The sequence below is a fragment of the Arthrobacter sp. 9AX genome (genome assembly GCF_902506095.1).
GTDB lineage: Bacteria > Actinomycetota > Actinomycetes > Actinomycetales > Micrococcaceae > Arthrobacter.
The window spans coordinates 881,203-905,223 of the sequence record NZ_LR733293.1; the positions used below are offsets into that span (position 1 = coordinate 881,203).

A 24,021-nucleotide genomic window follows, 5' to 3' on the forward strand; every position below is an offset into this window, starting at 1 on the left:
CCGAGGTGGGGCTGGCCCTCATGGCGCCCGTCCTGCCCGTTCCGCCCGGGCTGGGGAGCCCGGGCGCTCAAGCCTTCCCTGCAGCGGGGAGGTTCCTGGTGGCCGGGCCCTCAAGGAGTTCACCCTCATTGGTGAAGCGGGAGCCGTGCAGCGGGCAGTCCCAGGTCCGCTCGCTGTCGTTCCAGTGCACGATGCCGCCCAGGTGGGTGCAGACAGCGGACAGCTTGCACGTGGTTCCATCCACGGTGGAGACGGCCACCGGGCGGGCGCCCTCACGGTACACCTGCCCTTGGCCCTCCTCCGGGACAGGGGGCGTGGATGGTGCCGGCAACTGCTCCTTGTCCTTTTTGAGGACCTTGGCACCCTCGGTCTTCAGGCCTTCAGCGGCGAGCTGCCCCCAGCCGGAAGCCAGCGTGGCCGCCACTCCGGCATTGAGCGACACGGCGGACAACGCGCCGGCCGGGGAGGTCACACGGTGGTGGATGGTGTTGGCCCAGGGGATGTGCCCGCCCAGGATGTCCGCAGCGATCCCCAAAGAAGCAGCGACGCCGTTCGTCATGCCCCATTTGTTGTAGCCCGTGCCGAAATAGACGTGGCCCTTGCCCCGGGGCAGCTTGCCGAAGAAGGGCATCAGGTTGGTGGCCATGTAATCCTGCGCAGACCACGTGTGGGTAACCAATGATCCGGGATACTGCTGGGCGGCCCAGTCCAGGAGGCTGTTCAGATGGTGCTTCTCGGACCGTGCCCGGCCCACGTGGTGGCCATGGCCGCCCACCAGCAGCAGCCTGCGGCCGTCCTGCTCATAGTCGCGCAGGGAGTGGGTGGGCTGCTCCACCGAGATGTACATTCCCGGCGGCGGGGCCTGATCCTCCTTCAGCTGCAGTGCTGCCGCGTAGGACCGGCTGGGCTTCAGCTTGGCGAAGTAGAGTCCGCGGTCCAGCACAGGAATACCGGTGGCCAGCACCACGTCGTTCGCCGTGACCGTTCCGTGGTCCGTATGGACGGTTGCGGGGCGGCCGCCGGTGACGTCCTGCAGCCGGACCCCGCCCACCACGGACCCGCCGCGGCCGCGGAGGTCCGACACCAGCGCATCCAGTACGTCGACCGGATGGATCTGCGCCTGGTCCGCGAGGCGCACGGCGCCGTGCACCGGGAACGGCAAGCTGGCGTCGCGCACGTATTCCACGTCCAGCCCCGCGGTGGCGGCGGCGCTGACCTCCTGGCGGAGCTTCTCGGTCCCCTGCGCGGAGGCCGCATAGGTGTAGGCATCCCGCCTCTGGAACGGAACGTTGTGCTCCTCGAGGTACCGCAGGAGCCAAGCCTGGCCTTCCCGGTTGCCGTCCACGTACGCCTGGACCTGTTTCATGGAATATTGACGGGACAGTTGGGACAGGAACGTGCCCTGCAGCAGCGTGACCTTGGCGGTGGTGTTCCCCGTGGTTACCGCCCCGGGATACCGGGCCTCCAGTACCAGGACGTTTTGTCCCGAGCGGGCCAGCAGGAGCGCCGTCACCAGGCCGGTCAGGCCGGCCCCGGCCACCACGGTGTCGTAGCTGCTTCCCGGATCGAACGCGTCAGATACAAATGCTTGCCGGTTGTCCAACCAAATTGACGTCATCCCTGTTCAGCCTGCCTTTGGTCCATGCCCTCGCGGGCCGGTTTGTGATGGGACCGTTATGGACCCGGATCTATGCGTGGCGTAGTTGCTAAGTATACTTACGATGTCGGCGTTTAAGTCCATGGTTCGGGCTCAACCCGGCAGCCATGATGTGAGCGTGTTCGACAACAGGAGAAGTCATGACAAGCATGAGTTCGGACGGTCGTAGCGTAGGCCGCAGCACTATCCAGAAAGCAGCGCTCGCAGTGGGCGCAGTGTTCCTCCTGGTGGGCATCCTCGGATTCATTCCAGGCATCACCAGCGGCTATGAAACCCTGGGATTCGCCGGCCATGAGTCTGAGGCTATGCTCCTGGGCGTCTTCCAGGTATCAGTACTCCACAACATCGTCCACCTGCTGTTCGGTGCGGCTGGCATCGCTTTGGCCCGCAGCGCGGCGCAGTCCAGGAACTACCTGATCGTTGGTGGCGCAATCTACCTGGTCCTGTGGCTCTACGGCCTGCTGATCGGGCATGACACGCCAGCAAACTTCGTCCCCGTAAACTCTGCGGACAACTGGCTGCATTTTGTCCTCGGCGCAGGCATGATCGGACTCGGTGTGGCTTTGTCCCGCGGCACCGCCCGGGCCGGCCGGACCACCGCGGCGCGCTAGATACGGAAACCAACTACTGCAGGCGGTCCGGCACGTGCCGGACCGCCTGCAGTTGCGTGCGCTTCCCGGACCTGGTTCCGGCGACGCCCCTATGCCGGCTGGAATGCCCCGATGGTCAGCAGCGCAATGTCGGCGTTGCTGCAGGCCTTGGTCGGCTGGGGCAGAAACAGCGACGCCGTGTCCTCCGGCGGGTAGATCCGGTAACCGGCGGCGTCCACCATGGCGCAGTCGGGGTAGTTGCCTGCCTGTGTGTAGCGCAGGACGGCCGAGCCGGTCTGGCCGGGTGCCAGCGTGACGTCGGTGGGTGGGGTGCTTTCGTCACGCGTGGCCGCAGCGCCGATTGGGGCTCCGGCAGCGTCGGCTGCCAGGGAGACGCCTGGAAATCCTCGAAGGATGCAGGGTTCGGAGCCGGTGTTGGTGAGGTTGAGCTTCATGTAGACGCTGCCGGCAGCCCCGCCGCCGGACGCATCCGTGGCCGCGGAGAGCCCGGCTGCCTTGCAGAGCGCCGGTCCAGCCGGGGCGCCGGTGGCCGGAGATGTTGCGGAGGACGTCCCTGACGGGGCGGGCGGCGCAGACGTCGCGCCGGGGCTGGGAGAGCCGGTGCCCGGCGTCGCTGACTGTGATTGCGGCTGGCTGGGGCCGCACCCGCTGAGCAGCAGTGCGGCGGCCGCGGCCGCCGTCGTAATGACAAACCCGTGTGAAATTCGCTGAGACCTCATGGCACCACCTTCGCGGCAGCGGTGGGCCGCGTCAACGATGCGGGGAGGTGGCGCGGCAATTTGATGCCCGGATCGTGATGATCCGGGCATCAAAGCCGACGACCTACTTGGCTGCGGCGTCGGCCGGCGCCTTGCGGCGCGCGCCGCTGCGGAATAACGCCGCACCGCCGAGCACCAGGCCGCCGATGCCGGCCGCCAGACCCGCCCAGCTGCGGGCGTCCGCGCCGCTGTCCGTCACCGATGCCTGTTCGGTGGACACGGCGGCACCGGAGTGCGCATCCGATGCTGCGGAGGCTTCTCCGTGTCCGGTGCCCGCTGCCGCAGTCACCGTGATTGAGGGGGCCGGAGCCTTCAGGGAGTGCGGATCCTGGCCGTCCTTGGCGATCTCGGACCAGTCCGTCTGCCCGGTCTCGCAGCTCTGCAGGGTGGGGAAGTACAGCGTGCTGCCGGCAGCGTCCGGGAGCTTCACGGAGAGCACCAGGGCGTCGCGCAGTTCGTGGTCCAGCGGCGCCTTGGCCGTGTAGACGATCTGGCTGGTCCGTTTGGTGATGGATGTTCCGTCGGCAAGTTTCTTCGGTTCAGCCAGCTGCTCGGTGACCTTCTCCACGGTCCAGTTGGGATTAACGGTGGGCTGGGCGTCGTTGAGTTCCTGCGGCAGGGTGATGGCCACTTTCGTGGTGCCCGAGGTGTCGCAGCCGTGCGGGATCCCAAAGGTGAGCAGGGCGTACGAGTTGGCGTCGGTCTTGTCCGGCGTCACGCCGACGTGGGCCGAGGCCCCGCCCGCAACGGCGAGCAGCAGGGCGGCGGCGCCTCCGGTGGCGGCAGCGGTTTTCAGGGTACGGCGAAGTGCTGAGGTGTTCATGGGGTTGCCTTTCCGGCGCGCGCCCACCGGGAACAGGAACGGGCGCGCAAAAGTGTGGGGTGCCGCCGCCGGCGGAAGTGCGGGGGCGGTTCTAAAGGGAAAGTACGACGCCGGAAGGCGGGCCGCGCCGGCTGTCTTGCCGGAGGTTCCGCCACGGACGCAGCGGCGCAGCTGACGAGGGAAAGGAGACGAAAGCCGGCGGACCGCCGCCGGGCGCCACCGCGCAGGGGAGGGCCGCCAGCGGCCGCAGCCAGGCGGCCAGTGCCCACAGTGCTTCCTCGCCCTTGGCGAGCAGGAGCGCACAGACCAGCGTCGCCAGTGCGTGCGCGGCCAGCATCAGCGGCCCGGACGCCGTTTCCGGGGCGTGGACGTGGACCGCCGGAGCCAGCAGGTCAGCGCCGGTGAGGTGGCTTGCGTGGAGTGCTGCTGCGGCCGGGGCCGCTGCGGCTGGAGGACCAAAGGCGGTAAACAGCCCGTGCAGCGCCAGCTGGCCGATGCCCAGCAGGGCGGCCATGGCCGGAAAACCCAGCCGCAGGCGGGTGGCGGTGGTGCTGCCGAGCGTGGTCAATGCCAGGATGGCCAGCAAAATGCCGGGAGCCGGCAATTCTCCGCCACCGGCAACGTGGGCGCCGGAGGCAAGGGTCAGGATGACGGTGGCCACGGCGGACGCGCGGAGGAGATGGAAGGGCGCACGCGGACGCTGTGTTCGCACGGATCCTCCCTTCCCGGTTCCGGAGCCAGGCGCGCGCACGGAGCGCCGGCCGGACAACGTTCAGATTCTACCGGTGATTCGGCGCTGGTACGGTGCCGGACGGGCCACTGGCAAAAGGATTACGCGGCCTGCAGGTGACGCCGGCTGCCTGCAACGCCTGCCTGGAATGTCGGAGGGCGCGCGGCTGCTCGGCTGCCGTCAGGCCCCCGCCAGCAGCTCGGCGAGCACCTCGGCTGCCGTGTGGTGCCGGAGTAACGGGGCCGACTGGCCGGCCCACAGGGACATCAGGTCCGTGTTCCCCTGGGTGGCAGCCTGCGGCCGGAACCGGCCCGTCAGCCAGTTCTGTACCGGGAACGGCGCAATAGTGCCGGCTTCTTCGAGCCCGGCGATGAGGCGGTTGGGTATGCCGCGGGCCAGCCGGCCGCTGAGGGTGCGGGTCAGGACGGTGTGTGCCGCGGCGGGACTGTGCAGGAGATCGCGGTAGGCGGGCACGGCAGCCGATTCCCGGGTGGCGAGGAACGCCGTTCCCACCTGCACGGCATCAGCGCCGAGTGCCAGGGCGGCAGCAACACCGCGGCGGTCCGCGATGCCGCCGGCGGCGATGACCGGGACGGACACGGCGTCGGCCACTTGGGGAACCAGCGCGACCGTCCCCACCAGCGACTCTTCTGCGGGCTTCAGGAAGGACACCCGGTGGCCGCCGGACTCCATGCCGCTGGCCACCACGGCATCAACCCCGCCTGCTTCAAGTGCCACTGCCTCGGCAACGGAGGTGGCCGTCCCCACCACCTTGATTCCGCGGCGGTGGGCCTCCTCCACTACTTCCGGGGCAGGTACGCCGAAGACAAAACTGACGACGGCGGGACCCGCTTCGAGTGTCGCCTCCACCTGCTCGCCGAACTCCGGCATGTACCGCGGCGGCATGTCGGGGAGGGGAAGGCCGAGCTCGTCGAAGTAGGGCTTCAGGACGGCGCTGTAGCGTGCGAAATCCTCGGGCGGTACAGAGGCGGTTTCACTGCCGTTGGGCACCCACAGGTTCAGGGCGAACGGCTTCCCCGTCGCCGCTCGAAGGTCGGCTGCCGTCTTGCGGATCGCACCGCCGTCGAACCCGTACAGCCCGAAGGAACCCAGTCCGCCGCCCTCGCTCACGGCAGCGGTGAGGGCCACGGACGAAACGCCGCCGAACGGGCCAAGCACCACGGGGACGTCGATGTTCAGGAGGCTCGTGAACCTGTTGCTGGCGGAAGGGGACTGGATGGCTGTCATGGCAGGCTCCTGGTGGTGTGGCTGCTGGCGTGGTCCCAGTCTTGCACTATGTACCGTCCCAAGACGGCAACGCTAGACTGCAGGCGTAATGCTCGGCGATCCTGAGGAGTAGTTATGGAATACACCGGAAGCCAGTCGGAAAAGGTTGTTTCCGCTGGTGAACTTAGCCGAAGCCACATCGGCCAGACCATCAGCTTCCAGCCCAACGAGTTCACGATCGTTTTCGGCAAGCTCGCGGGAATCGCCCGGACGGAGGCGATGGTCTACCTGTCACTGAAGGGGGTAGGCAACGGCACCCACCTCAAGGACGAATACGACCTGCCTCTCAACCACGATGTGTACGTGCCGGTGGACGTCATTTCCAACGCCGAATCCACTATCAAGGACCTGTTCGGCAAGGTCCAGGAGAACCTTCGCGGAGCCACCCACAAGGGCGACGACAGGACGGACCGGCTCTAGCCGCAACCATTGTCAATGAAAGCCCCGGCTGCCGCAGCCGCCGGGGCTTTCATTGACCTGCCTATGTGTGGGCCGGCGCGGGTCCCGTTGATGCGCGAATGGTCAGGTGCGTCGGCATAACTGCCAGTTGGCGGCTGGCACGGCCAGGAATGGGATTCAGCTGGGAGAGCAGCATCGACACGGCCACGCGGCCCGCTTGTTCGATGGGGCTGGCGATTGTGGTCAGCGGGGGATTGCAGAAATCAGCCCCAAAGATGTCGTCGGATCCGATGATGCTGATGTCCTCGGGCACCCGGATGCCTCTTTCGCGAAGCCGCTGGAGCATGCCTATGGCAAGCAGGTCGTTGAAAACAATGCAAGCGGTGGCTCCGGTCCGCACGGCCGCATCTGCCGCGGCGGCACCTGAAGTGGTTTTTGGCGTGAATGGTCCGATGTGATGGGTTTCCATGCCCCGTTTGGTCGACTCTTCCTCGAAAACCTTCCACCGCGCCCGGTTGGACCAGGAAGTGGGCGGCCCGCTGACGTAGCAGATTCGCTGATGCCCCAGGGATGCCAGGTGTTCCAGGGCCTGAATGATGGCGGAGGGGGTGTCAATCACCACGGTAGGCGTGCTGGTGGACGCCCGGTTGATGGTCACCAGGGGCTGCGTCCCGGATACTTCAACAAGTTGCGCGTCCGTCAGGCGGGACGCTGCCAGGATGAAGCCGTCGGCGGAACGTCTCATCTTATGCAGGGCGTCGAGTTCCATTTCGCTGGATTCTTCCGTGTCCACCAGAAGCTGGGTGTAGCCGGCTGCCTTGAGCTGGTGCTGAGTGCCGCGGATGATATCGAAATAGAACGGGTTGGTGATATCCGGCACCAGAACGGCTACAGCCTTGGTGCGGCCCGAGCTAAGTCCCTGTGCCTGTGAGCTTGGCACGTAGTTAAGCTCTGCCGCCGCTGCTTCGATCCGTTCCCTTGTATGCCTGTTGACCCGTTCTGGTTTGGAGAGGGCCCGGGAAACCGTTGACGTGGCCACTCCTGCAAGCAGTGCGACATCGCGGATAGTTGGCATGCGTTCCGGATTCGGGTGTCCTGCCGCTGGCACTTTTTTGGCCCCTGGTTCAGGTGTAACCGTGGCCATCGCCGGTTCCTTTCGCCCGGCTGGAGCGCCCGGGACTCGATCTGAGGATGAGTTCCCGCTGCGGAACCTTCCCTTATCAAAACATCTTTTGGCAACTTTTGGCAACCGCTTGCCGCAACGATTGCCTTCTTCCTAGACTGAGTTCCGATCGCCTGCAGTGATGTGCGCCACTTGACGTTGTGGCCATGTGGGTGTCCAAGAGGAGAAAACAATGAGGTTTAGATCATCTTCAGGGCTCGCGGCAATTGTGGTGGCAGCAGCACTGGCATTAACCGGCTGTGGTGGCGGCTCCGGATCCACTGACACTTCCACCAGCACGGACGGGAAGGTGGATGGCACAGGCAAAACCCTGAACGTCCTCGTCGGCGTACTGAGCCAGTACCCGGAACAGCAGAAGCAGTGGCAGAGCGACATCGCCGCGAAATTCAAGGCTGAAACCGGCGCCGACGTGAAGTTCGAAACCTTCGCCTCGGCCAACGATGAACTCACCCGCATCCAGACTTCAGTGGTGTCCGGGCAGGGTCCTGACGTCTACGGTCTCGGAACCACTTTCACCCCCACAGCTTTTGCCACCAAGGCGTTCGTAACGCTGTCCGACGACGACTGGAAGAAGGTGGGCGGCAAGGACCGGTTCAACAAGGCTGCCTTGGGCATTTCCGGCCCGGACGAGGAGCACCAGGCCGGCATCCCGTTTGTCAGCCGTCCCTTCGTGATGGCGTACAACAAGGAACTGCTGGCTGCCGCTGGAATTGAAAAGCCCGCTACCTCGTGGGATGAGCTTGCGGAGCAGGCGAAGAAGATGACCAAGGACGGCGTCTACGGCCTGGCCACCGGCTATAAGGACAACTTCGACCCTTGGAAGTTCATTTGGGCAATGGCCGTCCAGGCGGGCAACCCGATCGTGGATGGCGGCAAGCTCAAGCTCGATGATCCCACCGTCAAGAAAGCCTACGAAACCTACTTCGGCTGGCTGACCGAGGACAAGATCGTTGACCCTGCCTCCGTGGGGTGGAGCAACAGCAACGCCGTTGCCGCCTTTGCCAGCGGCAAGGCCGGCTACCTGATGATGACCACCTCAAGCTCGCTTCCCACCCTTGAAAAGTCGGAGGTCGCGGGCAAGTACGAGTACGCACTGATGCCTACGGTCCCGCCGGGCGAGTCCAGCTCCAAGAACGAAGACGCAGCAAGCATCCTGTCCGGCGACAACCTCGTGGTGGCGGACTACTCGAAGCAGAAGGACCTGGCCTTCGCGTACATCAAGCTCATCACCTCCAAAGAGGAGCAGCTGAACTACCAGAAGATCTTCGGCGACCTGCCGGCCAACGCCGAGGCCCTGAAGGAACTGGCCGGGGATGCGAAGCTCAAGCCAATCACGGACGCCGCCGCCAAGTCCAAGGCGACCCCCTTCACCGGAGCCTGGGGAGACATCCAGCTTGGCCTGCTGAACGTCACGGTGCAGTCCGTGCCGGACCTTGCCGCCGGCAAGGTGGACAGTTCTGCCCTCGAAGCACGCATCAAGGATTCGCAGAGCAAGGGCCAGGCTTCCCTGGACCGGGCATCCAAGGGATAAGTTCTGATGTCGACTGACGCATCCAATGAAGTCCGGCTTGCGGCGGAGTCCGCCGCAAGCCGGGCGGCACACTCCGCCGCTGAGGTAGCGGGCCAAGAGCCCGGAGGGCCGAAGAGCCCGCGCCGCAAAGGCCTCAGCGAACGCAACCGTCCCCTGTGGATGTTGATCCCGGGCGGTGCACTGATGATCATCATCATCGTCGTGCCGCTGTTGCTGGGCATCTATATGTCCACCCTCAACCTTGACCAGTACACCCTCCGGAAGTGGATCAGCTCGCCCTTCATCGGCGTCGAGAACTTCGTCGAAGCCCTGACGTCCTCGCCCCTCCTCCACGCCACCTGGTTGAGCGTCAGCTACTCGCTGCTGGCAATGGCCGTGACCCTGCCATTGGGCATAGCTGCCGCCGTCGCTACACAGAACGCATTCAAGGGACGGGCCGTGATCCGGTCCATCTTCCTGATCCCCTACGTGCTTCCGTCGTTCGTGGTGGCGACCGTCTGGCGCACCATGTTCCAGCCGGACGGAATTGTGGACAAGGCACTGGGGGCCGTCGGCATTGAAGCTGGCCTCTGGCTGAACGGACCGCAGACCTTCTGGACGCTGGTGCTGGTCCAGATCTGGGCTTCCTGGCCTTTCATCTACCTGCTCGCACTCTCCGGGCTGCAGTCCGTTGACCACGAGGTCCACGAGGCATCAGCGTTGGACGGCGCACTGTGGTGGAACAAACTGCGCTACGTCATCTTCCCCTACCTGAAAGGGCCGCTCGCCCTCGCGTTCCTGATCGGCATGCTGCACCACATCAACAACTTCACGCTTCCTTACGTCCTGTTTGGAGTTCCGGCCCCGGCCGACGTGGAAGTCCTGCCGATCCTTACCTATGTCACCAGCTTCCAAAGCTTCCGTTTCGGGCTGAGCGCGGCCATGGCTTTCGTTTCCCTGGTCCTGATCGCCATTCCGCTGTTTGTCTACCTGCGCGCCGTCAAGCTGGACGACGCCGAGTCACCTGGAGCCAAGAAATGAGCACCTCCACTGCCGCCCGGCGGAGCACGGCAACGGCGGACATTCCGCGTCCGGGCTCCAAGCGCCAGCACGAAGTCCTGCGGCTGCTCCCGGGGCCCCTGCTCACCATCATCCTTGTGTTCCTCGGTGCCCTCGTGCTGATCCCCGTGTTCTACATTTTCCTAGCTTCCGTGAACTCGGACATCGGTGTAGCCAACGGAGAATTCTGGCCGTCAAGCTTCAGCCTTGAGAACTACTCGAAGATCTGGACCAGCGTGGGACTGGCGACCGGCCTCGCCAACAGCGTTTTGGTGGCAGGTGCAACAGCTGTTGTTTCAGCGGCCCTGTCCGTCTCCACGGCGTTCGTCCTGGTCCGCTACAGCTTCCGGGGCCGGCTGACCATCCTGCGCGGTCTCCTGGCCCTGCAGTCGGTGCCGGGCACCCTCATGGTGCTTCCGGTGTTCGTGCTGTTCTCTTCTGCATCCACGTATCTGGGCATCCAGGTCATCGGAACGCAATGGGGCCTCTTCGTCACCTACCTGACGTTCGCCATGCCGTTCTCCACCTGGGTCATGGTCACGTACCTGCGGGGCCTTCCCAAGGAACTTGAGGAAGCCGCCAAGATCGACGGCGCCAGCAACCTGGGTGTTCTGTTCAAGATCATCCTCCCGCTGAGCTGGCCCGGCATTGTGGTCTCCGGAATCTTTGCTTTCCTCCTGGGGTGGAACGACGTCCTGTTCGCCTCCGTGATGACCCGGCCCGAAAGCCAGACCGCGGCGGTGGCGCTGCAGATCTTCGGCGCATCCCAGGAAGGCGGTGCCATCCCGTTCTACGGCCAGATGATGGCGGCCGCCCTGGTATGTGCCGCCCCCGTAGTCATTCTTTACCTGATTTTCCAGCGTTATCTAGTTGGCGGGCTCACCGCCGGAGGAGTTAAGTAACCATGGTTTCAGCCACCCAGACCGAATGGGCCCTGTCCGGGTTCGGAGACGAGATCGACGACGACCCCGCGGTGCAGATAGCCGTGCTGCAGGCCCTCGGCGCCAATCACATCGAGGTTCGGAGCGCCTGGGGCACGAACATCGTGGACCTGTCCGATGACCAGTTGCAGGCCTTGGCCACGCTGCTCAAAGAGAAGGACATGAAGGTTTCGGCCATCGCTTCTCCCATCGGAAAGGTTGACGTGAGCCTTCCGGTCGAACACGAGGTGGAGCGCTTGCGCCGTGCAGTGAACGCCGGCAAAGTTCTCGGCGCAAAGTACATCCGGATCTTCTCCTTCTACTACGGCGAAACCGTCCAGGTGGCCAGCATCCGTGATGCCGTCATCGAACGGATGCGGGCGCTCGCCGCCGTCGCAGAGCAGGAAGGCGTAGTGCTGCTGCACGAAAACGAGAAGGATATTTTCGGGGACGTTCCGGACCGTGTGCTGGACATTATCGAAACCGTGGATTCGCCGGCACTGAAAGTGGCATGGGACGCTGCGAACTTTGTGCAGGTTGGCGTTAAACCCTTTGACGAGGCGTATCAAAAGCTGCGCCCGCACCTGGAGTACCTGCAGGTCAAGGATGCCCTCTTTTCCAATGGGCATGTTGTTCCGGCAGGAGAGGGCGACGGCGACGTCCTGCGCACAGTGGAGGCACTCAAGGCGGACGGCTTCACCGGCTTCGCCTCCCTGGAGCCGCACCTCGCCGGTGCCCACGGCCTCGGCGGATTCTCCGGTCCCACCGCATTCGGCATCGCTGCCCGGGCCTTTGCAAAAGTAACCGCAGAAGCAGGAGTCAAGACAGTATGAGTGAGACATTGAAGGTCGCCATCACAGGCTGTGGCGTCATCGGCCGCACACATGCGGCCGCCCTGCACGAGTTCCCCGAGGCCAGCATCGTGGCGCTCGTGGACGCAATCCCTGACGCGGCCGAAGCCCTTGCCGACTTCATCGAGAAGAGCGGCCGCCCGCGGCCCTCCGTGCACGCCACCCTCGAGGAGGCTTTTGCTGCGGCCGAGATCGACCTGGTGGCGTTGGCCACTCCGAGCGGGCTGCACATCCAGCAGGGCCTCGAAGTCCTCGCCGCCGGCAAGCATGTTGTCATCGAAAAGCCGCTGGACGTGGACCTCAACCGCGCCCAGGAGATCGAGGTTGCTGCCAATGAGGCCGCGCGCCACGGCGTGGTGGCCTCGGTGATCAGCCAGCACCGTTTTGACCAGTCCAGCGTTGTGGTTGCGGACGCAGTGGCGAAGGGCCGGTTCGGCCGGCTGACCTCCGCCATCGCTTCGGTTGCCTGGTGGCGCGGGCAGGGCTACTACGATTCCGGTGACTGGCGCGGTACCTGGTCCATGGACGGCGGCGGAGCCCTGATGAACCAGGGAGTCCATACAGTTGACCTGCTGTTGTGGTTCATGGGACGGCCCGTGGAGATCCACGCGCACACCGCCCGCCTGGCACATGAACGCATTGAGGTGGAGGACACGGCCGTTGCCACCGTGACGTTCGAGAACGGCGGCCTCGCCGTGCTGCACGCCACAACCGCCGCATACCCCGGCCTGACGGTCCGGGTCCAGGTGATGGGTTCGGAAGGATCGGCAGTGGTGGACAACGACCAGCTGCACTATTTCCACACCAAGGACGCCGGCGGGGCTTCGGCGGACATGGGGCTCCAGGGCGGAGGCAACCAGGCCTCCGAAGAACTGGCGAAGTACCCCGCCGAGGACTATGAAGCCAAGGACCCGACGGTCTATCCGGCCGGCCACGTACGCCAGTACCGGGACATCCTGGCGGCCATCGCCGAAGGCCGCCAGCCGGGCGTCACCGTCAGCGACGCGGTTAACGCCCTGGCCACCGTCCGCGCGGTCTACGTGTCAGCGACGCTCAACCAGGCAGTGCTGTTCGACGACGTCCTGGCCGGCAAGTACAACGACCTTGAAGTCCGCACGGGCAACACTTCGACAGAAAGCGCCTGACGCCATGAAGTTTTCAGTATTCACAGCCTCCACGCCCGACTGGACCCCTGAAGAAGCCGTACGCCACCTTTCGGCCCAGGGCTGGGATGGCATCGAGTGGCGCATCACGGACCAGGCAGAGGCGGCCGAACCGGGTTTCTGGGCCGGAAACAAGGCGACCATCCCGCTGGAAGGCCTTGAGGACAACCTTGAGCGGGTAGCAGGGATCACCCGCGACGCCGGTCTTGAATTCTCCGGCATCGGCGGTTACGCGCGGTGCGACAACCACAACGACGTTGAGCGCATGCTGGCCGCCACGGCGGCCTTGGGTGCGGGCCAGGTCCGCGTCACCACGCTGCCGCTGGGAACGGCTGAATGGGGAGGCGAACAGCCCAGCGGGATCCCGTATCCCGACCTGTTCGAGGCTGCCCGCCGGGACTTCGAGTGGGTGGTGGAACGGGCTGCCCACCACGGCGTTAAGGCGCTGGTGGAACTTCACCACCGCACCATCACTGCCTCCGCTTCTTCTGCCCGGCGCCTGCTTGAGGGCCTGGACCCCCAGCATGTGGGCGTCATCCATGACCTGGGCAACCTGCTGATCGAGGGCCAGGAGGACTACCTTCCCGCGTTCGAACTCCTCGGGGAGTATCTGGCGCATATCCACGTCAAGAACGCCGTGTGGGTCCGCCAGGATACGGCGGACGAATCCGGCGCAGCAGTCTTCCGCAACGAATGGGCGCCGTTGCAGTCCGGGCAGGGCAGCGTCCTTGAATACTTCAGGGCGCTGGCCTCCCATGGCTACGACGGCTGGGTCACGGTTGAAGACTTCTCCACCGAGCTTCCCCTCGCCGAACGCACGGCCGGCAATCTTGACTACCTGCGGCGCACGGCGGCCCTCGCCGGGCTTACCGCAGGGGCCGGGGCACGTTGAGGCCATGGCCCAGTCGATTGCAGCCCACCCGGACCGGCTCCTGCCGGCAGAGCCTGGTGTCCGGCAGATAGCCCGGTCCCTTTATAGCCAGGTGGCCGGCCTTCCCATCATTTCCCCGCACGGACACGTGGATGCGGGGGTTATCGAACAGAACCTGCCGTTCCCCGATCCTGCCACGCTCCTGGTCACTCCGGACCACTATGTAACACGCCTCATCCACGCAGGCGGTGTTCCCATGGACCAGCTGGGCCTTGGGAACTCACCGGCGCCCTCCCGCCAGGTCTGGCGCAACTTCTGCGCCGCCTGGCCGGTCTTTGAGGGCACCGCCTCCGGGTACTGGATACGGCAGGAATTCGAGCACGTTTTCGGTTTGTCCGAAGAGCCCACGGCGGAAAACGCCGACAGGATCTACGACGCGATCTCCGCCAAGCTCAACGAACCGGGCTTCCGGCCGCGGCAGCTGTTCAAGGAGTTCAACATCGAGGTGCTGGCCACCACGGATGATCCCCTTGACCCGTTGGACAGCCACGCAGCCCTCGCCCAGGACCCGGCCTTCGCAGGCCGCGTCCTGCCCACCTTCCGCCCCGACCAGTACCTCAACATCGCCCACCCGGCCTGGCAGGACAATGTGGAGCGGCTGATCGCTGCAGGCCCGGGTGATTCGGGATACGCCGGTTACATCGGGGCACTCGAAGCACGGCGGCGCCACTTCGTGGAGAACGGCGCCGTGTCTGCCGACCATGGGGTCCGCACACCGGCCACCCTCAAGCTGGACCATTCGGACGCGGAGCGCCTGTTCGAGCGGGCCCGTGCCGGGAAGGCCACTGCGGGGGACCGCGATGCTTTCGAAGCCCACATGATGTACCAGATGGCCAGGATGTCCGTGGAAGACGGGCTGGTCATGACCATCCATCCCGGTTCATACCGCAACCACCACGGCCCTACCTTCGAGGCCTTCGGCGCCGATACGGGCCACGATATTCCGTTCGCCGTGAACTACACCGAGGCCATCCGGCCGCTGCTGCAGGATTTCGGTACCGCGAAGGACTTCCACCTGGTGCTGTTCACCTTGGATGAAACCGTGTTCTCGCGCGAGCTTGCGCCGCTTGCCGGTTTCTACCCGTCCGTCTACATCGGGGCCCCCTGGTGGTTCCTGGATGCGCCGGACGCCATGCTGCGGTTCCGTTCCGCGGTGACGGAAACAGCCGGCTTCTCACGGTCCTCAGGGTTCATCGACGACACCCGGGCGTTCTGCTCCATCCCGGCACGCCATGACACCTCGCGCCGGATCGAGTCCGCTTTCCTGGCACGCCTGGTGGCGGAGCACCGGATCAGCGAGGAGCGGGCGCACGAACTGATCGTGGACATCGTGGACTCTTCCCCGCGAAGAGTGTTCAAGCTGTGAGCGCCAGCAGGTTACCCGTCCTTGACCGGACGCTCGTCAATGTTCCGAAAGCGCCGGTCCGGATTGTCCACATCGGGCTGGGGGCATTCCACCGGTCGCACGAGGCCTGGTACACACAGCATGCCGGCGACGGCGCTCAATGGGGCATTGCCGCCTTCACCGGACGGCGGCCCGATGCCGCCGTGGCGCTCTCGGCGCAGGACGGACTCTTCACGCTGATTGAACGTTCGGGCACCGGGGACAGCTTCGAAGTGGTTGGCAGCATTGCCGAGGCAGTGGACGGAGCCGACGTCGGACGGCTCCGGGAACTCGTTGCGGCGCCGGAAACGGCGATGGTCACACTGACCATTACCGAGGCGGCCTACGGACTGGACTCAAACGGTTCCTTTGACGCCGGCGCTCCCGGCTTTGCCTCCGATCTTGGGGCGCTGAGGGACACCGCCGGAAACAGTGGAACGCTGACGACGCCGTTGGGCCGGCTGGTTGCAGCCCTCGCCGGGCGCAGGGACGCCGGTGCGGGGCCTGTCGCCGTCGTCAGTTGCGACAACCTGGCCGGCAACGGGGAGGTGGCCCGGCGCGCCATCACCGGACTGGCGCAGGCCTGGGACGAAGGGCTTGCACGCTGGATCAACCGCGAGGTCAGCTTTGTCAGTACCTCGGTGGACCGCATCACCCCACGGACCACCGACGCCGATATCGCTGAGGTGGAAGAGTCCTGCGGCTACCGGGACAGCTCGCCGGTGGCGGCGGAACCGTTCCGCAACTGGGTCCTCAGCGGGGATTTCCCCCAAGGAAGGCCCCGCTGGGAGGACGCCGGCGCGGTGGTGGTGGACGACATCGAGCCCTACGAGAACCGCAAGCTGTGGCTTCTCAACGGCGCCCATTCGCTCCTGGCCTACGCCGGCCAGCTCCGGGGACACACCACCGTGGCGCAGGCGCTGGCGGACCCGCTGTGCCGGGATGCCGTGGAGGCTTTCTGGGATGAAGCCGCCGAACACCTGCAGGGAGCGGACCTGCGCATTCCCGAGTACCGGGAAGCGCTCCGCGCCCGTTTCGTCAACGGACGGATCGCGCACCATTTGTCCCAGATTGCCGCCGACGGCTCCACGAAGCTTCGAATGAGGGCCGTACCGGTCCTGATGGCCGAACGAACCGGCGGCCGGTCCGGTGCAGCCAGCGCCCTGATGCTTGCGGCGTGGATCGACTACGTCGCCGGACAGAAAGAACTCCAGGATCCGTTGTCCGCCTCGATCGCCGCTTCGCAGGAAACCCAGGGAACGGCGAGGGTGGCCGCACTCCTCAACCTTGTCAGCGAGGGGCTGGGAGGCGACGCTGACATCGTCCACCTCGTAGCCCGCCAGTGCGGTACCTTCTCCAAGGACACCAGCACCGCCCCGTCCGCCACGGACGCACCTGCCCACCTGATTTCTGAAAGGAACAGCTGAACTTCATGAAGATTGTCGCAGCCGACGTATTCGTCACCAGTCCCTCCCGGAACTTCGTGACGCTCCGGATCACTACCGAGGATGGTGTGACCGGTATCGGTGACGCCACCCTGAACGGCCGTGAGCTTGCCGTTGCCGCATACCTGAAGGAGCATGTTGCGCAGCTGCTGATCGGCAGGGATCCGCACAAGATCGAGGACACCTGGCAGTTCCTGTACCGGTCCTCGTACTGGCGCCGCGGCCCGGTGACTATGGCAGCGATCGCCGCTGTGGATATGGCGCTGTGGGACATCAAGGGCAAGCTGGCCGGGATGCCGGTGTACCAGTTGCTGGGCGGGGCATCCCGCAACGGGCTGCGGGCGTACGGCCACGCTTCCGGTGCTGACCTTCCGTCGCTCTTTGACTCAGTCCGGGAACACCTGGAACTGGGCTACAAGTCCATCCGCATCCAGACCGCCGTCCCCGGCATCAAGGCCGTGTACGGCGTCGCCGCCCAGGCCCAGGCCTCGGGGGAGCGGTACGACTACGAGCCCGCCGGCCGCGGCGCGTTCCCTGTGGAAGAGGACTGGGACACCCGCGCCTACCTGCGCCACCTGCCCACCGTGTTCGAGGCGGTCCGGAACGAGTTCGGCCCGGAGATCCCGCTGCTGCATGACGGCCACCACCGGATGACGCCCATCCAGGCCGCAAAGCTCGGCAAGGCCCTGGAACCGTATGACCTGTTCTGGCTGGAGGACTGCACCCCGGCGGAGAACCAGGAGGGCCTGCGCCTGGTCCGCCAGCACACCACCACCCCGCTGGCCATCGGCGAAATCTTCAACACCGTGTGGGACTACCAGACCCTGATCAAGGAACAGCTGATCGACTACGTCCGCGCAGCCTCCACGCACTTCGGCGGCATCTCCCCGCTGAAGAAGGTCATGGACTTCGCTGCCCAGTACCAGATCAAGTCCGGTTTCCACGGCCCCACGGACATTTCCCCGGTGGGCTTCGCCGCGCAGCTGCACGTGGGCCTGGCCATCCACAACTACGGCATCCAGGAGTACATGCAGCACTCGGACAAGACCAACGAGGTCTTCCACCAGTCCATGACGTTCAAGGACGGCTACCTGCACCCGGGCGACGAGCCCGGCATCGGTGTTGAATTCAACGAAGAAGCCGCTGCAGCCTTCCCGTACCAGCAGGCCTACCTGCCCTACAACCGCCTGATCGACGGAACGGTCCACGACTGGTGACCAGCCTCAATCCCGAACCAACTGCTGCCGCCGCCGGGCAGCCCAAGGTCCGCATCATCGTGATGGGGGTGTCCGGCTGCGGCAAGACCACCATCGGCGACCTCGTGGCCCGCAAACTCGGTGTGCCCTTCCTGGACGGCGATTCCCTGCACCCGGTGGAGAACGTCGCCAAGATGGCGGCCGGAACACCCCTGACTGACGAGGACCGCTGGCCGTGGCTCGCCACGGTGGGCTCCCGGCTTGCCAACGCGGGCGACGGCGGGATGGTCCTGGCATGCTCCGCGCTCCGCCGCAGCTACCGGGACGCCATCCGGGCCCAGGCGCCGGACACCATCTTCCTGCACCTGCACGGAAGCAAGGAGGTCCTGAGGGCACGCACCGAAGGCCGGTCCGGGCACTTTATGCCGCCCGCGCTCCTCGAGTCCCAGCTCGCCACGCTGGAACCGCTCGGCGCCGATGAAGCCGGCGTCGTCGTCGACATCGCCTCGCCTGTCCAGCAGGTGGTGGGGGAGGCGCTCGCGGGGATTGCCGCCGTCGCACGTCCCATTGAGCGTATGGGCACCCAAGGTGCCATTGGCACCCGGCCGCGGCAGTTCGACGTCGACCTCCAGGCCGCGCCGTTTAATCTCGACGGTGACGCGCTCGCCTGGGTGGAGTCCACCCTGGCCGGGATGAGCCTTGAGGAGAAGATCGGCCAGCTGTTCATCAACCACAACAACGACTACTCGCCTGAGTACCTCGATGGTGTGCTGGAGAACTTCCACGTGGGCGGCATGCGGTACCGGCCCGGCCCGTCGGACGCGGTGCAGGAGCACATCCGCTATGCCCAGTCCAAGACGCGGATCCCGCTGCTGGTGGCGTCCAACCCGGAAATGGGCGGGGCCGGAAGCTGTGACGACGGGACGTTTGTGTCCACGCACCTGCAGGCCGGCTCGCATCCGGACAAGGCCATCGCGCGGCAGATGGGGCAGGTGGCCGGGGTGGAAACCGCAGCGCTCGGCTGCAACTGGGCCTTCGCCCCGATCGTGGACATCCACTACAACTGGCGCAACACGGTCATCTCCACCCGTGCCTTCGGCAACACCCCGGAAATTGTGGTGGAGCGGGCCAAGGAGTACTTCGACGGCATCAGCGAATCGCCCACGGTCTGCGCCATGAAACACTTCCCCGGCGACGGCGTGGACGAGCGCGACCAGCATGTGGTCACGTCCTACAACACGTTCGGCTACGAGGAGTGGAACCGGACGTACGGGCACGTGTACCGCGAGATGATCGGCCACGGCGTGCAGTCCATCATGGTGGGGCACATCGGCGCGCCGGAGCTGTCCCGGCACTTCCGGCCCGGCCTGGCGGACAACGGGATCCTTCCTGCGACGCTGGCGCCCGAGCTGCTGCAGGACCTGCTCCGCGGTGAACTTGGCTTCAACGGGCTGGTCCTGACGGACGCTTCGCTCATGGTGGGGCTGACCCAGGCCATGAAGCGGAAGGACCTGGTGCCGGCCACCATCGCGGCCGGCTGCGACATGTTCCTGTTCTTCCGCAACCCTGCTGAGGACTTCCAGTACATGCTGGACGGCTACAAGTCCGGCGTGATCAGTGAACAGCGACTGCATGACGCGCTGCGCCGGATCCTGGGGCTGAAGGCGTCGCTGGGGCTTCACCGCAAGGCTCCCTCGGACCTCGTGCCGCCGGCGGAAGCTCTGGCGGTGATCGGCAGCGAGGCGCACCGGGCCATCGCGGCGGACATCGCGGACAAGACTGTCACCCTGGTCAAGGACACCGCCGGCAACCTGCCCATCACGCCGCAGACGCATCCGCGGATCCGGCTGTACGGCATTTCCGGCGGTGCCGACTTCACCCGGGCAGACCCCCTCGCCTACCTGGACACGGTCAAGGAAGAACTCGAGGCCGCCGGCTTTGAGGTGCACGTTTTCAAGACCGCGGAGCAGCGGGAAGCGGCAGGGGAAACCGGCATGAACTTCATGCGGGTCCTGTCCGAGGAAGCCACCGGCGATTATGCGCAGAAGTATGACGCCGCTTTCGTGTTTGCCAGCGTCTTGGGTTTCGCGCAGGAGGCAGCCATCCGGATCAAGTGGTCCGCACCCATGGCCGCCGAAATCCCGTGGTACGTCACGGAGGTGCCCACGGTGTTTGTGTCCCTCAACCAGCCCAACCACCTGATTGATGTCCCCATGGTGAAGACCGCGATCCATGCCCACGCAGGATCCCGGGAAGCCATCCGGGCCACCATCAACAAGATCCAGGGCAAGTCAGCATTCCAGGGCACGTTCAACGAGAACGTCTTCTGCGGCTCGTTCGACACCCGGCTCTAGCCTGCCTGCTACCGGGCACAACGATGGCGGCCAGCGAACTTCGCTGGCCGCCATTGCTGTGCGTGTCGCTCCGGCCTACCTAGATCCACTTCGGCGGTGCCGGAACAGTTGCCCCGGGGCCGGAGGCCGTCACGCCCGAGCCACCCCGGCCTGCAGCCCATTGGACGACGGCGGGCAGCGGCCCCGCGATGGTCGTCGCGTTTGTTGTGCTGGTGTCGCCGAACGTCAGGCGGGTTCCGTCTATCTCGAGTACCAGTCCGGCGTCGGTGCCGCGGGTATGCCACGCACCGGTGATGTCGCCTAAAAGTCGTTCCAGGACAGGTGCCGGGATGTCGTTGAAGCCGGCGCCGTTGTCCAGGTCCACGGCGTGCAGCCAGACTTCGCGGGTGCGCATCCACACGGTTTCCTCGGCCGGGACCGTCCGGCCCTGCGCCGTTTTGACCTTGTGGTGCCAGGCGTCGGCGGGCAGGTCGCGCCATTCGACGTTCAGGTGCACCGCCGAGTGGTCGAAGAGGTGCCGCAGGGCGATGGGGGAGAGGGTGGCCCCGAATTCGATTTCGTGATTGCGCGCCTCCGGGGAGCCGTACATCGGGGTTTCCACTCCCGTGGCGGCCCACTCGATCAGCCGGGCGACTGCCCGCGCGTTGTAGCCCACGTGTGCCACAACGTGCCGGCGGGTCCAGCCGGGAAGGAGGCTGCCGCCGTCGAGCTCCGCGTCGGAAAGCTCGTTGAGCTTGCGGGCAAAGAACGCCGTGCCCCGGCGCGCCTGCAGCAGGGACTCCAGGAGCACCGGGGCGGCGGTCTGATCGTGGCGGGCAACCATCAGGCTTCCTTGATGACGCGGTTCTTCAGCTGGCCCAGGCCCTCGATGGTGGTGACCAGGACCTGGCCCTCCTGCAGGTACCGCTTGGGGTCCTGCGCGTGGCCGACGCCGCCGGGGGTGCCGGTGGCAATCACGTCGCCGGGGTTCAGCGTGATGATGGTGGAGATGTAGGAGACCAGGAACCCGGGGGTGAACACCAGGTCCGAGGTGGGCGTGGATTGCTGGATGTCGCCGTCTACCGCGGAGGTCATCAGGGGGCCGGGCGTGAATTCGTCCCTGGTGACCAGGGCGGGGCCGAACGGGGTGGACTTCTCCCAGGTCTTGCCCTGCAGCCACTGGATGGTGCGGAACTGGTAGTCGCGCATGCTGATGTCATTCAGCACGGCGTAGCCGGCGATGTGGTCCGCAGCGTCCGCTTCGCTGATCCGGCGGCCCTGCTTGCCGATGACGACGGCGAGTTCGGCTTCCCAGTCCACGGTGTCCGATTCCTGCGGCAGGGCCAGGTCATCGTTGGGCCCGATCAGGGATTCGGCGTACTTGGCGAACAGGGTGGGGTGTTCGGGGACTTCGCGGCCCATTTCCTTGATGTGGTTGCGGTAGTTGTGGCCCACGCAGATGATCTTGCCCGGGGAAGGGACGACGGCGGCGAGGTCCGCGCCGTCGAGCGCGTGCGTTGCGCCGTTGGCCGCCGCAGCGGTGGTCTCCCAGGTGGGGTCCTGCAGCAAGGCTCCGACGTCGGCGAACCCCGGGATCTCGGTAAGGGTGTCGCCGTCCTGGCGGACCGCCACGGTGGCTGTTTCGTTGCCGTTGCCGGTGACGGCGGGAAGGCGGAGGGTGAGGAGTTTCATGACTTGGTGCGTCCTTCGGTGTAGGTGCGGTTGAAGTTCAGGCGCTCGAAGATGGGGGCGTCGCTGAAGCGGAACAGATCAAACTCGGATTCGGCGTGCAGGGACCAGGCGGCCCAGGACGGGACCGCGAACAGGTCGCCCTTGGCCAGCTGCTTGGTTTCACCGTTCAGGACCACGGAGCCGGTGCCTTCGAAGACCTGCCAGACGCTGGAGCCCACCTCGTGGACGGTGTCCGTGGCGGCGCCGGCGCGGAGGCGGTGGAACTCGGCACGGATGGTGGGCATCACGTCGCCGCCGGTGGTGGGGTTGGTGTAGCGGACCGCGGCGTGGCCCTGGGAGACGGTGGCCGGGTGGCCTTCGTCCTCGAGGAGCAGCTGTTCGCGCAGTGCCCGGTCGGTGTGCTCCCAGCGGTAGGCGGCGATGGGGGAGCTGGTGGTGTCATCCAGGCCGGAGAGGGGGCGCAGGCCGGGGTGGGCCCAGAGGCGTTCGGAGCGGGAAATGTCCGGGGTGGCTTCGTCGGTGACGCGCTCAGTGCCGAACTCGAAGAACCCGGCGTCGGTGTAGTGCACGAACGGGATGTCCAGCCCGTCAATCCAGGCCATCGGCTGATCGGTGTCGTTGTGGTGGCCGTGGAAATTCCAGCCCGGGGTCAGCAGGAAGTCCCCGCGGGACATCCGTACCGGGTCGCCGTTCACGACTGTCCAGACGCCTTCGCCTTCGACGACGAAGCGGAAGGCGTTCTGCGAGTGGCGGTGCTCGGGCGCCGTCTCACGGCCGCCCAGGTACTGGATCGCCGCCCACAGAGTGGGGGTTGCGTAGGGCGTGCCACCAAGGCCCGGGTTGGCAAGGGCGATGGCCCGCCGTTCCCCACCGCGGCCCACGGGAACAAGGTCCCCGGCACGGGCGGCCAACGGGTACAGGTCATCCCACCGCCACACGTGCGGGACCGCCTTCGGGGTGGGGACCATCGGCATCAGGTCCCCGATCTCGGTCCACAACGGAATCAGGTTCTCCTGGCTGAAGTCCTGGTAGAGCTGCTCCAGCTGGGCAGCTTCCTCCACCGTGGGTTCCGGCAGGGCGTGGCTGGCGGCCACTGATTCATGAGTCGCGTTCTCTGCGCTGATGGACACGAAAGGCCTCCTCGATAGGTCCGAACAGTTTTGGCGTAGTTCGACCCTACGGATGCAGGCGTGTGATACCGAACATATTCTGCTCTACAGAATCACTTGGCGCATTGTTCAATCCGGTTCTGCCGGGTTGGCGGCGATGTCGATCTCCAGCTGCCGGCACGTCTCGCGCAGGGCGGCGACCAGGCCGCCGTCGAACACTGCCCGGAAACGGGTGGCAGGAGTGGCCACGCTGATCGCCCCCACCACATCGCCGTGCCTGTTGTGCAGGGCCATGCCCAGGGCGCTCACGCCGTCTTCGGTGCCTTCGAAGTTGGCGGCGAAACCGTTGCTGCGGATGGATTCGAGCTCGCGCAGGAAGGCAGCGTACTGATCCACGGGAATGGTGTCACCGCTGATCTCGGCATTGTTGCTGCGGAAGAGCTGCTGGATCATCGGCGGGTCGAGCTCAGCAAGGATGGCTTTGCCGCCGGAGGTCTTGCTCGCAGGCAGAACCGTCCCCTGCCTGTCGCCGACCCGCAGCACGTTGCTCCCCTCAACCGTCGCCAGGAACCGCACTTTGGTGCCCACCCGCACCATGAGGTTCACGGTCTCATTCAGCTGTGCCGACAGCAGCTCCATGTGCGGCTGGGCAACCGTGCGCAGCAGCCGGGTCCAGCTCAGCCCCGCCGGGCCAACACCCATGGCGGGACCAGGAACGTAGCGCCGGGTTTCATCCTGGACCGCGAACCCCCGGTACACCAGCATGGCCAGGAGGCGGTGGGCTGTGGACGGCGCAACGCCCAGTTCCTCCGCTGCGTCCTTGAGCCGCAGCGTGCCGCCGTCCCGCAGCAGTTGCAGCAGCAGCAGGGCGTTGTCCACCGCTTCGATGGAATACGTGGGGCGCTTCTGCACCGGCTTTTTCTGGCCTGGCTTGCGGGCAGGTTTCGGCGGGGACTGGGAATTGGGCCTTTTCTGCACAT

Annotated in this window: 22 protein-coding genes; 12 read left to right on the forward strand and 10 right to left on the reverse strand. The window is 65.8% G+C overall.

Annotated elements, in window-relative coordinates; genetic code table 11:
* Positions 1 to 67 precede the first annotated feature (67 nt).
* A complete protein-coding gene (locus BACI348_RS04135) occupies positions 68 to 1,618 on the reverse strand; it encodes an FAD-dependent oxidoreductase (protein WP_159824081.1) in 1,551 nt (516 codons plus the stop codon).
* 188 nt (positions 1,619 to 1,806) lie between these two features.
* On the opposite strand from BACI348_RS04135, the gene BACI348_RS04140 reads away from it, so the two are divergent.
* A complete protein-coding gene (locus BACI348_RS04140) occupies positions 1,807 to 2,268 on the forward strand; it encodes a DUF4383 domain-containing protein (RefSeq protein WP_159829765.1) in 462 nt (153 codons plus the stop codon).
* 89 nt (positions 2,269 to 2,357) lie between these two features.
* Here the strand turns inward: BACI348_RS04140 and BACI348_RS04145 are convergent, their stop codons facing one another.
* The 4 genes from BACI348_RS04145 to BACI348_RS04160 all read right to left on the reverse strand — a co-directional run bounded on the left by BACI348_RS04145 (position 2,358) and on the right by BACI348_RS04160 (position 5,827).
* The gene (locus BACI348_RS04145) at positions 2,358 to 2,987 is read right to left on the reverse strand and encodes a DUF4232 domain-containing protein (protein ID WP_201298369.1); all 630 of its coding nucleotides are present in this window, start codon (positions 2,985 to 2,987) and stop codon (positions 2,358 to 2,360) included.
* A 103-nt stretch (positions 2,988 to 3,090) separates the two neighbouring features.
* Positions 3,091 to 3,849 (reverse strand): YcnI family copper-binding membrane protein, encoded by a 759-nt coding sequence (locus BACI348_RS04150; protein ID WP_159824083.1) that lies wholly within the window; start codon positions 3,847 to 3,849, stop codon positions 3,091 to 3,093.
* Between the two features lie 91 nt (positions 3,850 to 3,940).
* Positions 3,941 to 4,561 (reverse strand): hypothetical protein, encoded by a 621-nt coding sequence (locus BACI348_RS04155; protein ID WP_159824084.1) that lies wholly within the window; start codon positions 4,559 to 4,561, stop codon positions 3,941 to 3,943.
* A 198-nt stretch (positions 4,562 to 4,759) separates the two neighbouring features.
* Positions 4,760 to 5,827, reverse strand: coding sequence for an NAD(P)H-dependent flavin oxidoreductase (locus BACI348_RS04160; protein WP_159824085.1), 1,068 nt, complete (start codon positions 5,825 to 5,827; stop codon positions 4,760 to 4,762).
* A 114-nt stretch (positions 5,828 to 5,941) separates the two neighbouring features.
* On the opposite strand from BACI348_RS04160, the gene BACI348_RS04165 reads away from it, so the two are divergent.
* Positions 5,942 to 6,286: a hypothetical protein gene (locus BACI348_RS04165; protein WP_159824086.1), complete on the forward strand. Its 345-nt coding sequence runs from the start codon at positions 5,942 to 5,944 to the stop codon at positions 6,284 to 6,286.
* Positions 6,287 to 6,347: 61 nt separating this feature from the next.
* On the opposite strand, the gene BACI348_RS04170 is transcribed toward BACI348_RS04165, so the two are convergent.
* The gene (locus BACI348_RS04170; protein ID WP_236557421.1) at positions 6,348 to 7,340 is read right to left on the reverse strand and encodes a LacI family DNA-binding transcriptional regulator; all 993 of its coding nucleotides are present in this window, start codon (positions 7,338 to 7,340) and stop codon (positions 6,348 to 6,350) included.
* Positions 7,341 to 7,620: 280 nt separating this feature from the next.
* Here BACI348_RS04170 and BACI348_RS04175 point away from each other — a divergent pair, with 280 nt between their 5' ends.
* From BACI348_RS04175 to BACI348_RS04220, 10 genes are all read left to right on the forward strand, one after another.
* Positions 7,621 to 8,979: an ABC transporter substrate-binding protein gene (locus tag BACI348_RS04175; RefSeq protein WP_201298370.1), complete on the forward strand. Its 1,359-nt coding sequence runs from the start codon at positions 7,621 to 7,623 to the stop codon at positions 8,977 to 8,979.
* Positions 8,980 to 8,985: 6 nt separating this feature from the next.
* A complete protein-coding gene (locus BACI348_RS04180; RefSeq protein ID WP_159824088.1) occupies positions 8,986 to 9,999 on the forward strand; it encodes a carbohydrate ABC transporter permease in 1,014 nt (337 codons plus the stop codon).
* A complete protein-coding gene (locus BACI348_RS04185) occupies positions 9,996 to 10,919 on the forward strand; it encodes a carbohydrate ABC transporter permease (protein ID WP_159824089.1) in 924 nt (307 codons plus the stop codon). Before BACI348_RS04180 ends, BACI348_RS04185 begins: the two co-directional genes overlap by 4 nt.
* Before the next feature lie 2 nt (positions 10,920 to 10,921).
* A complete protein-coding gene (locus BACI348_RS04190; RefSeq protein ID WP_159824090.1) occupies positions 10,922 to 11,770 on the forward strand; it encodes a sugar phosphate isomerase/epimerase family protein in 849 nt (282 codons plus the stop codon).
* Positions 11,767 to 12,933 (forward strand): Gfo/Idh/MocA family protein, encoded by a 1,167-nt coding sequence (locus BACI348_RS04195; protein WP_159824091.1) that lies wholly within the window; start codon positions 11,767 to 11,769, stop codon positions 12,931 to 12,933. The genes BACI348_RS04190 and BACI348_RS04195 overlap by 4 nt, the downstream gene beginning before the upstream one ends.
* 4 nt (positions 12,934 to 12,937) lie before the next feature.
* Positions 12,938 to 13,843 (forward strand): sugar phosphate isomerase/epimerase family protein, encoded by a 906-nt coding sequence (locus tag BACI348_RS04200; protein WP_159824092.1) that lies wholly within the window; start codon positions 12,938 to 12,940, stop codon positions 13,841 to 13,843.
* Positions 13,844 to 13,847: 4 nt separating this feature from the next.
* Entirely contained in the window at positions 13,848 to 15,248 is a 1,401-nt protein-coding gene (uxaC, locus tag BACI348_RS04205; protein WP_159824093.1) for a glucuronate isomerase, read from the forward strand.
* Positions 15,245 to 16,693, forward strand: coding sequence for a mannitol dehydrogenase family protein (locus BACI348_RS04210; RefSeq protein ID WP_159824094.1), 1,449 nt, complete (start codon positions 15,245 to 15,247; stop codon positions 16,691 to 16,693). Before uxaC ends, BACI348_RS04210 begins: the two co-directional genes overlap by 4 nt.
* 5 nt (positions 16,694 to 16,698) lie before the next feature.
* The gene (gene manD / locus BACI348_RS04215) at positions 16,699 to 17,928 is read left to right on the forward strand and encodes a D-mannonate dehydratase ManD (RefSeq protein ID WP_159824095.1); all 1,230 of its coding nucleotides are present in this window, start codon (positions 16,699 to 16,701) and stop codon (positions 17,926 to 17,928) included.
* Between the two features lie 62 nt (positions 17,929 to 17,990).
* Positions 17,991 to 20,261, forward strand: a complete 2,271-nt coding sequence (locus BACI348_RS04220; protein WP_159829769.1) for a gluconokinase, GntK/IdnK-type — start codon at positions 17,991 to 17,993, stop codon at positions 20,259 to 20,261.
* Between the two features lie 79 nt (positions 20,262 to 20,340).
* On the opposite strand, the gene BACI348_RS04225 is transcribed toward BACI348_RS04220, so the two are convergent.
* The 4 genes from BACI348_RS04225 to BACI348_RS04240 form a co-directional block, all read right to left on the reverse strand.
* Complete coding sequence (locus tag BACI348_RS04225) at positions 20,341 to 21,084, reverse strand: maleylpyruvate isomerase family mycothiol-dependent enzyme (RefSeq protein ID WP_159824096.1); 744 nt, start codon at positions 21,082 to 21,084, stop codon at positions 20,341 to 20,343.
* Complete coding sequence (locus tag BACI348_RS04230; protein ID WP_159824097.1) at positions 21,084 to 21,932, reverse strand: fumarylacetoacetate hydrolase family protein; 849 nt, start codon at positions 21,930 to 21,932, stop codon at positions 21,084 to 21,086. Before BACI348_RS04230 ends, BACI348_RS04225 begins: the two co-directional genes overlap by 1 nt.
* On the reverse strand, positions 21,929 to 23,062 hold the full coding sequence (locus BACI348_RS04235) for a cupin domain-containing protein (RefSeq protein ID WP_159824098.1): 1,134 nt from the start codon (positions 23,060 to 23,062) through the stop codon (positions 21,929 to 21,931). Before BACI348_RS04235 ends, BACI348_RS04230 begins: the two co-directional genes overlap by 4 nt.
* Positions 23,063 to 23,170: 108 nt before the next feature.
* A complete protein-coding gene (locus BACI348_RS04240; protein ID WP_159824099.1) occupies positions 23,171 to 23,953 on the reverse strand; it encodes an IclR family transcriptional regulator in 783 nt (260 codons plus the stop codon).
* Positions 23,954 to 24,021 lie beyond the last annotated feature (68 nt).

Excerpts from the sequence above, each read along its gene's own strand:
- BACI348_RS04135 (WP_159824081.1), bottom strand. The coding sequence starts at position 1,618 with ATGACGTCAATTTGGTTGGACAACCGGCAAGCATTTGTATCTGACGCG.
- BACI348_RS04140 (WP_159829765.1), top strand. The coding sequence starts at position 1,807 with ATGAGTTCGGACGGTCGTAGCGTAGGCCGCAGCACTATCCAGAAAGCA.
- BACI348_RS04145 (WP_201298369.1), bottom strand. The coding sequence starts at position 2,987 with ATGAGGTCTCAGCGAATTTCACACGGGTTTGTCATTACGACGGCGGCC.
- BACI348_RS04150 (WP_159824083.1), bottom strand. The coding sequence starts at position 3,849 with ATGAACACCTCAGCACTTCGCCGTACCCTGAAAACCGCTGCCGCCACC.
- BACI348_RS04160 (WP_159824085.1), bottom strand. The coding sequence starts at position 5,827 with ATGACAGCCATCCAGTCCCCTTCCGCCAGCAACAGGTTCACGAGCCTC.
- BACI348_RS04165 (WP_159824086.1), top strand. The coding sequence starts at position 5,942 with ATGGAATACACCGGAAGCCAGTCGGAAAAGGTTGTTTCCGCTGGTGAA.
- BACI348_RS04170 (WP_236557421.1), bottom strand. The coding sequence starts at position 7,340 with ATGCCAACTATCCGCGATGTCGCACTGCTTGCAGGAGTGGCCACGTCA.
- BACI348_RS04175 (WP_201298370.1), top strand. The coding sequence starts at position 7,621 with ATGAGGTTTAGATCATCTTCAGGGCTCGCGGCAATTGTGGTGGCAGCA.
- BACI348_RS04180 (WP_159824088.1), top strand. The coding sequence starts at position 8,986 with ATGTCGACTGACGCATCCAATGAAGTCCGGCTTGCGGCGGAGTCCGCC.
- BACI348_RS04185 (WP_159824089.1), top strand. The coding sequence starts at position 9,996 with ATGAGCACCTCCACTGCCGCCCGGCGGAGCACGGCAACGGCGGACATT.
- BACI348_RS04190 (WP_159824090.1), top strand. The coding sequence starts at position 10,922 with ATGGTTTCAGCCACCCAGACCGAATGGGCCCTGTCCGGGTTCGGAGAC.
- BACI348_RS04195 (WP_159824091.1), top strand. The coding sequence starts at position 11,767 with ATGAGTGAGACATTGAAGGTCGCCATCACAGGCTGTGGCGTCATCGGC.
- BACI348_RS04200 (WP_159824092.1), top strand. The coding sequence starts at position 12,938 with ATGAAGTTTTCAGTATTCACAGCCTCCACGCCCGACTGGACCCCTGAA.
- uxaC (WP_159824093.1), top strand. The coding sequence starts at position 13,848 with ATGGCCCAGTCGATTGCAGCCCACCCGGACCGGCTCCTGCCGGCAGAG.
- manD (WP_159824095.1), top strand. The coding sequence starts at position 16,699 with ATGAAGATTGTCGCAGCCGACGTATTCGTCACCAGTCCCTCCCGGAAC.
- BACI348_RS04220 (WP_159829769.1), top strand. The coding sequence starts at position 17,991 with ATGGGGGTGTCCGGCTGCGGCAAGACCACCATCGGCGACCTCGTGGCC.
- BACI348_RS04225 (WP_159824096.1), bottom strand. The coding sequence starts at position 21,084 with ATGGTTGCCCGCCACGATCAGACCGCCGCCCCGGTGCTCCTGGAGTCC.
- BACI348_RS04230 (WP_159824097.1), bottom strand. The coding sequence starts at position 21,932 with ATGAAACTCCTCACCCTCCGCCTTCCCGCCGTCACCGGCAACGGCAAC.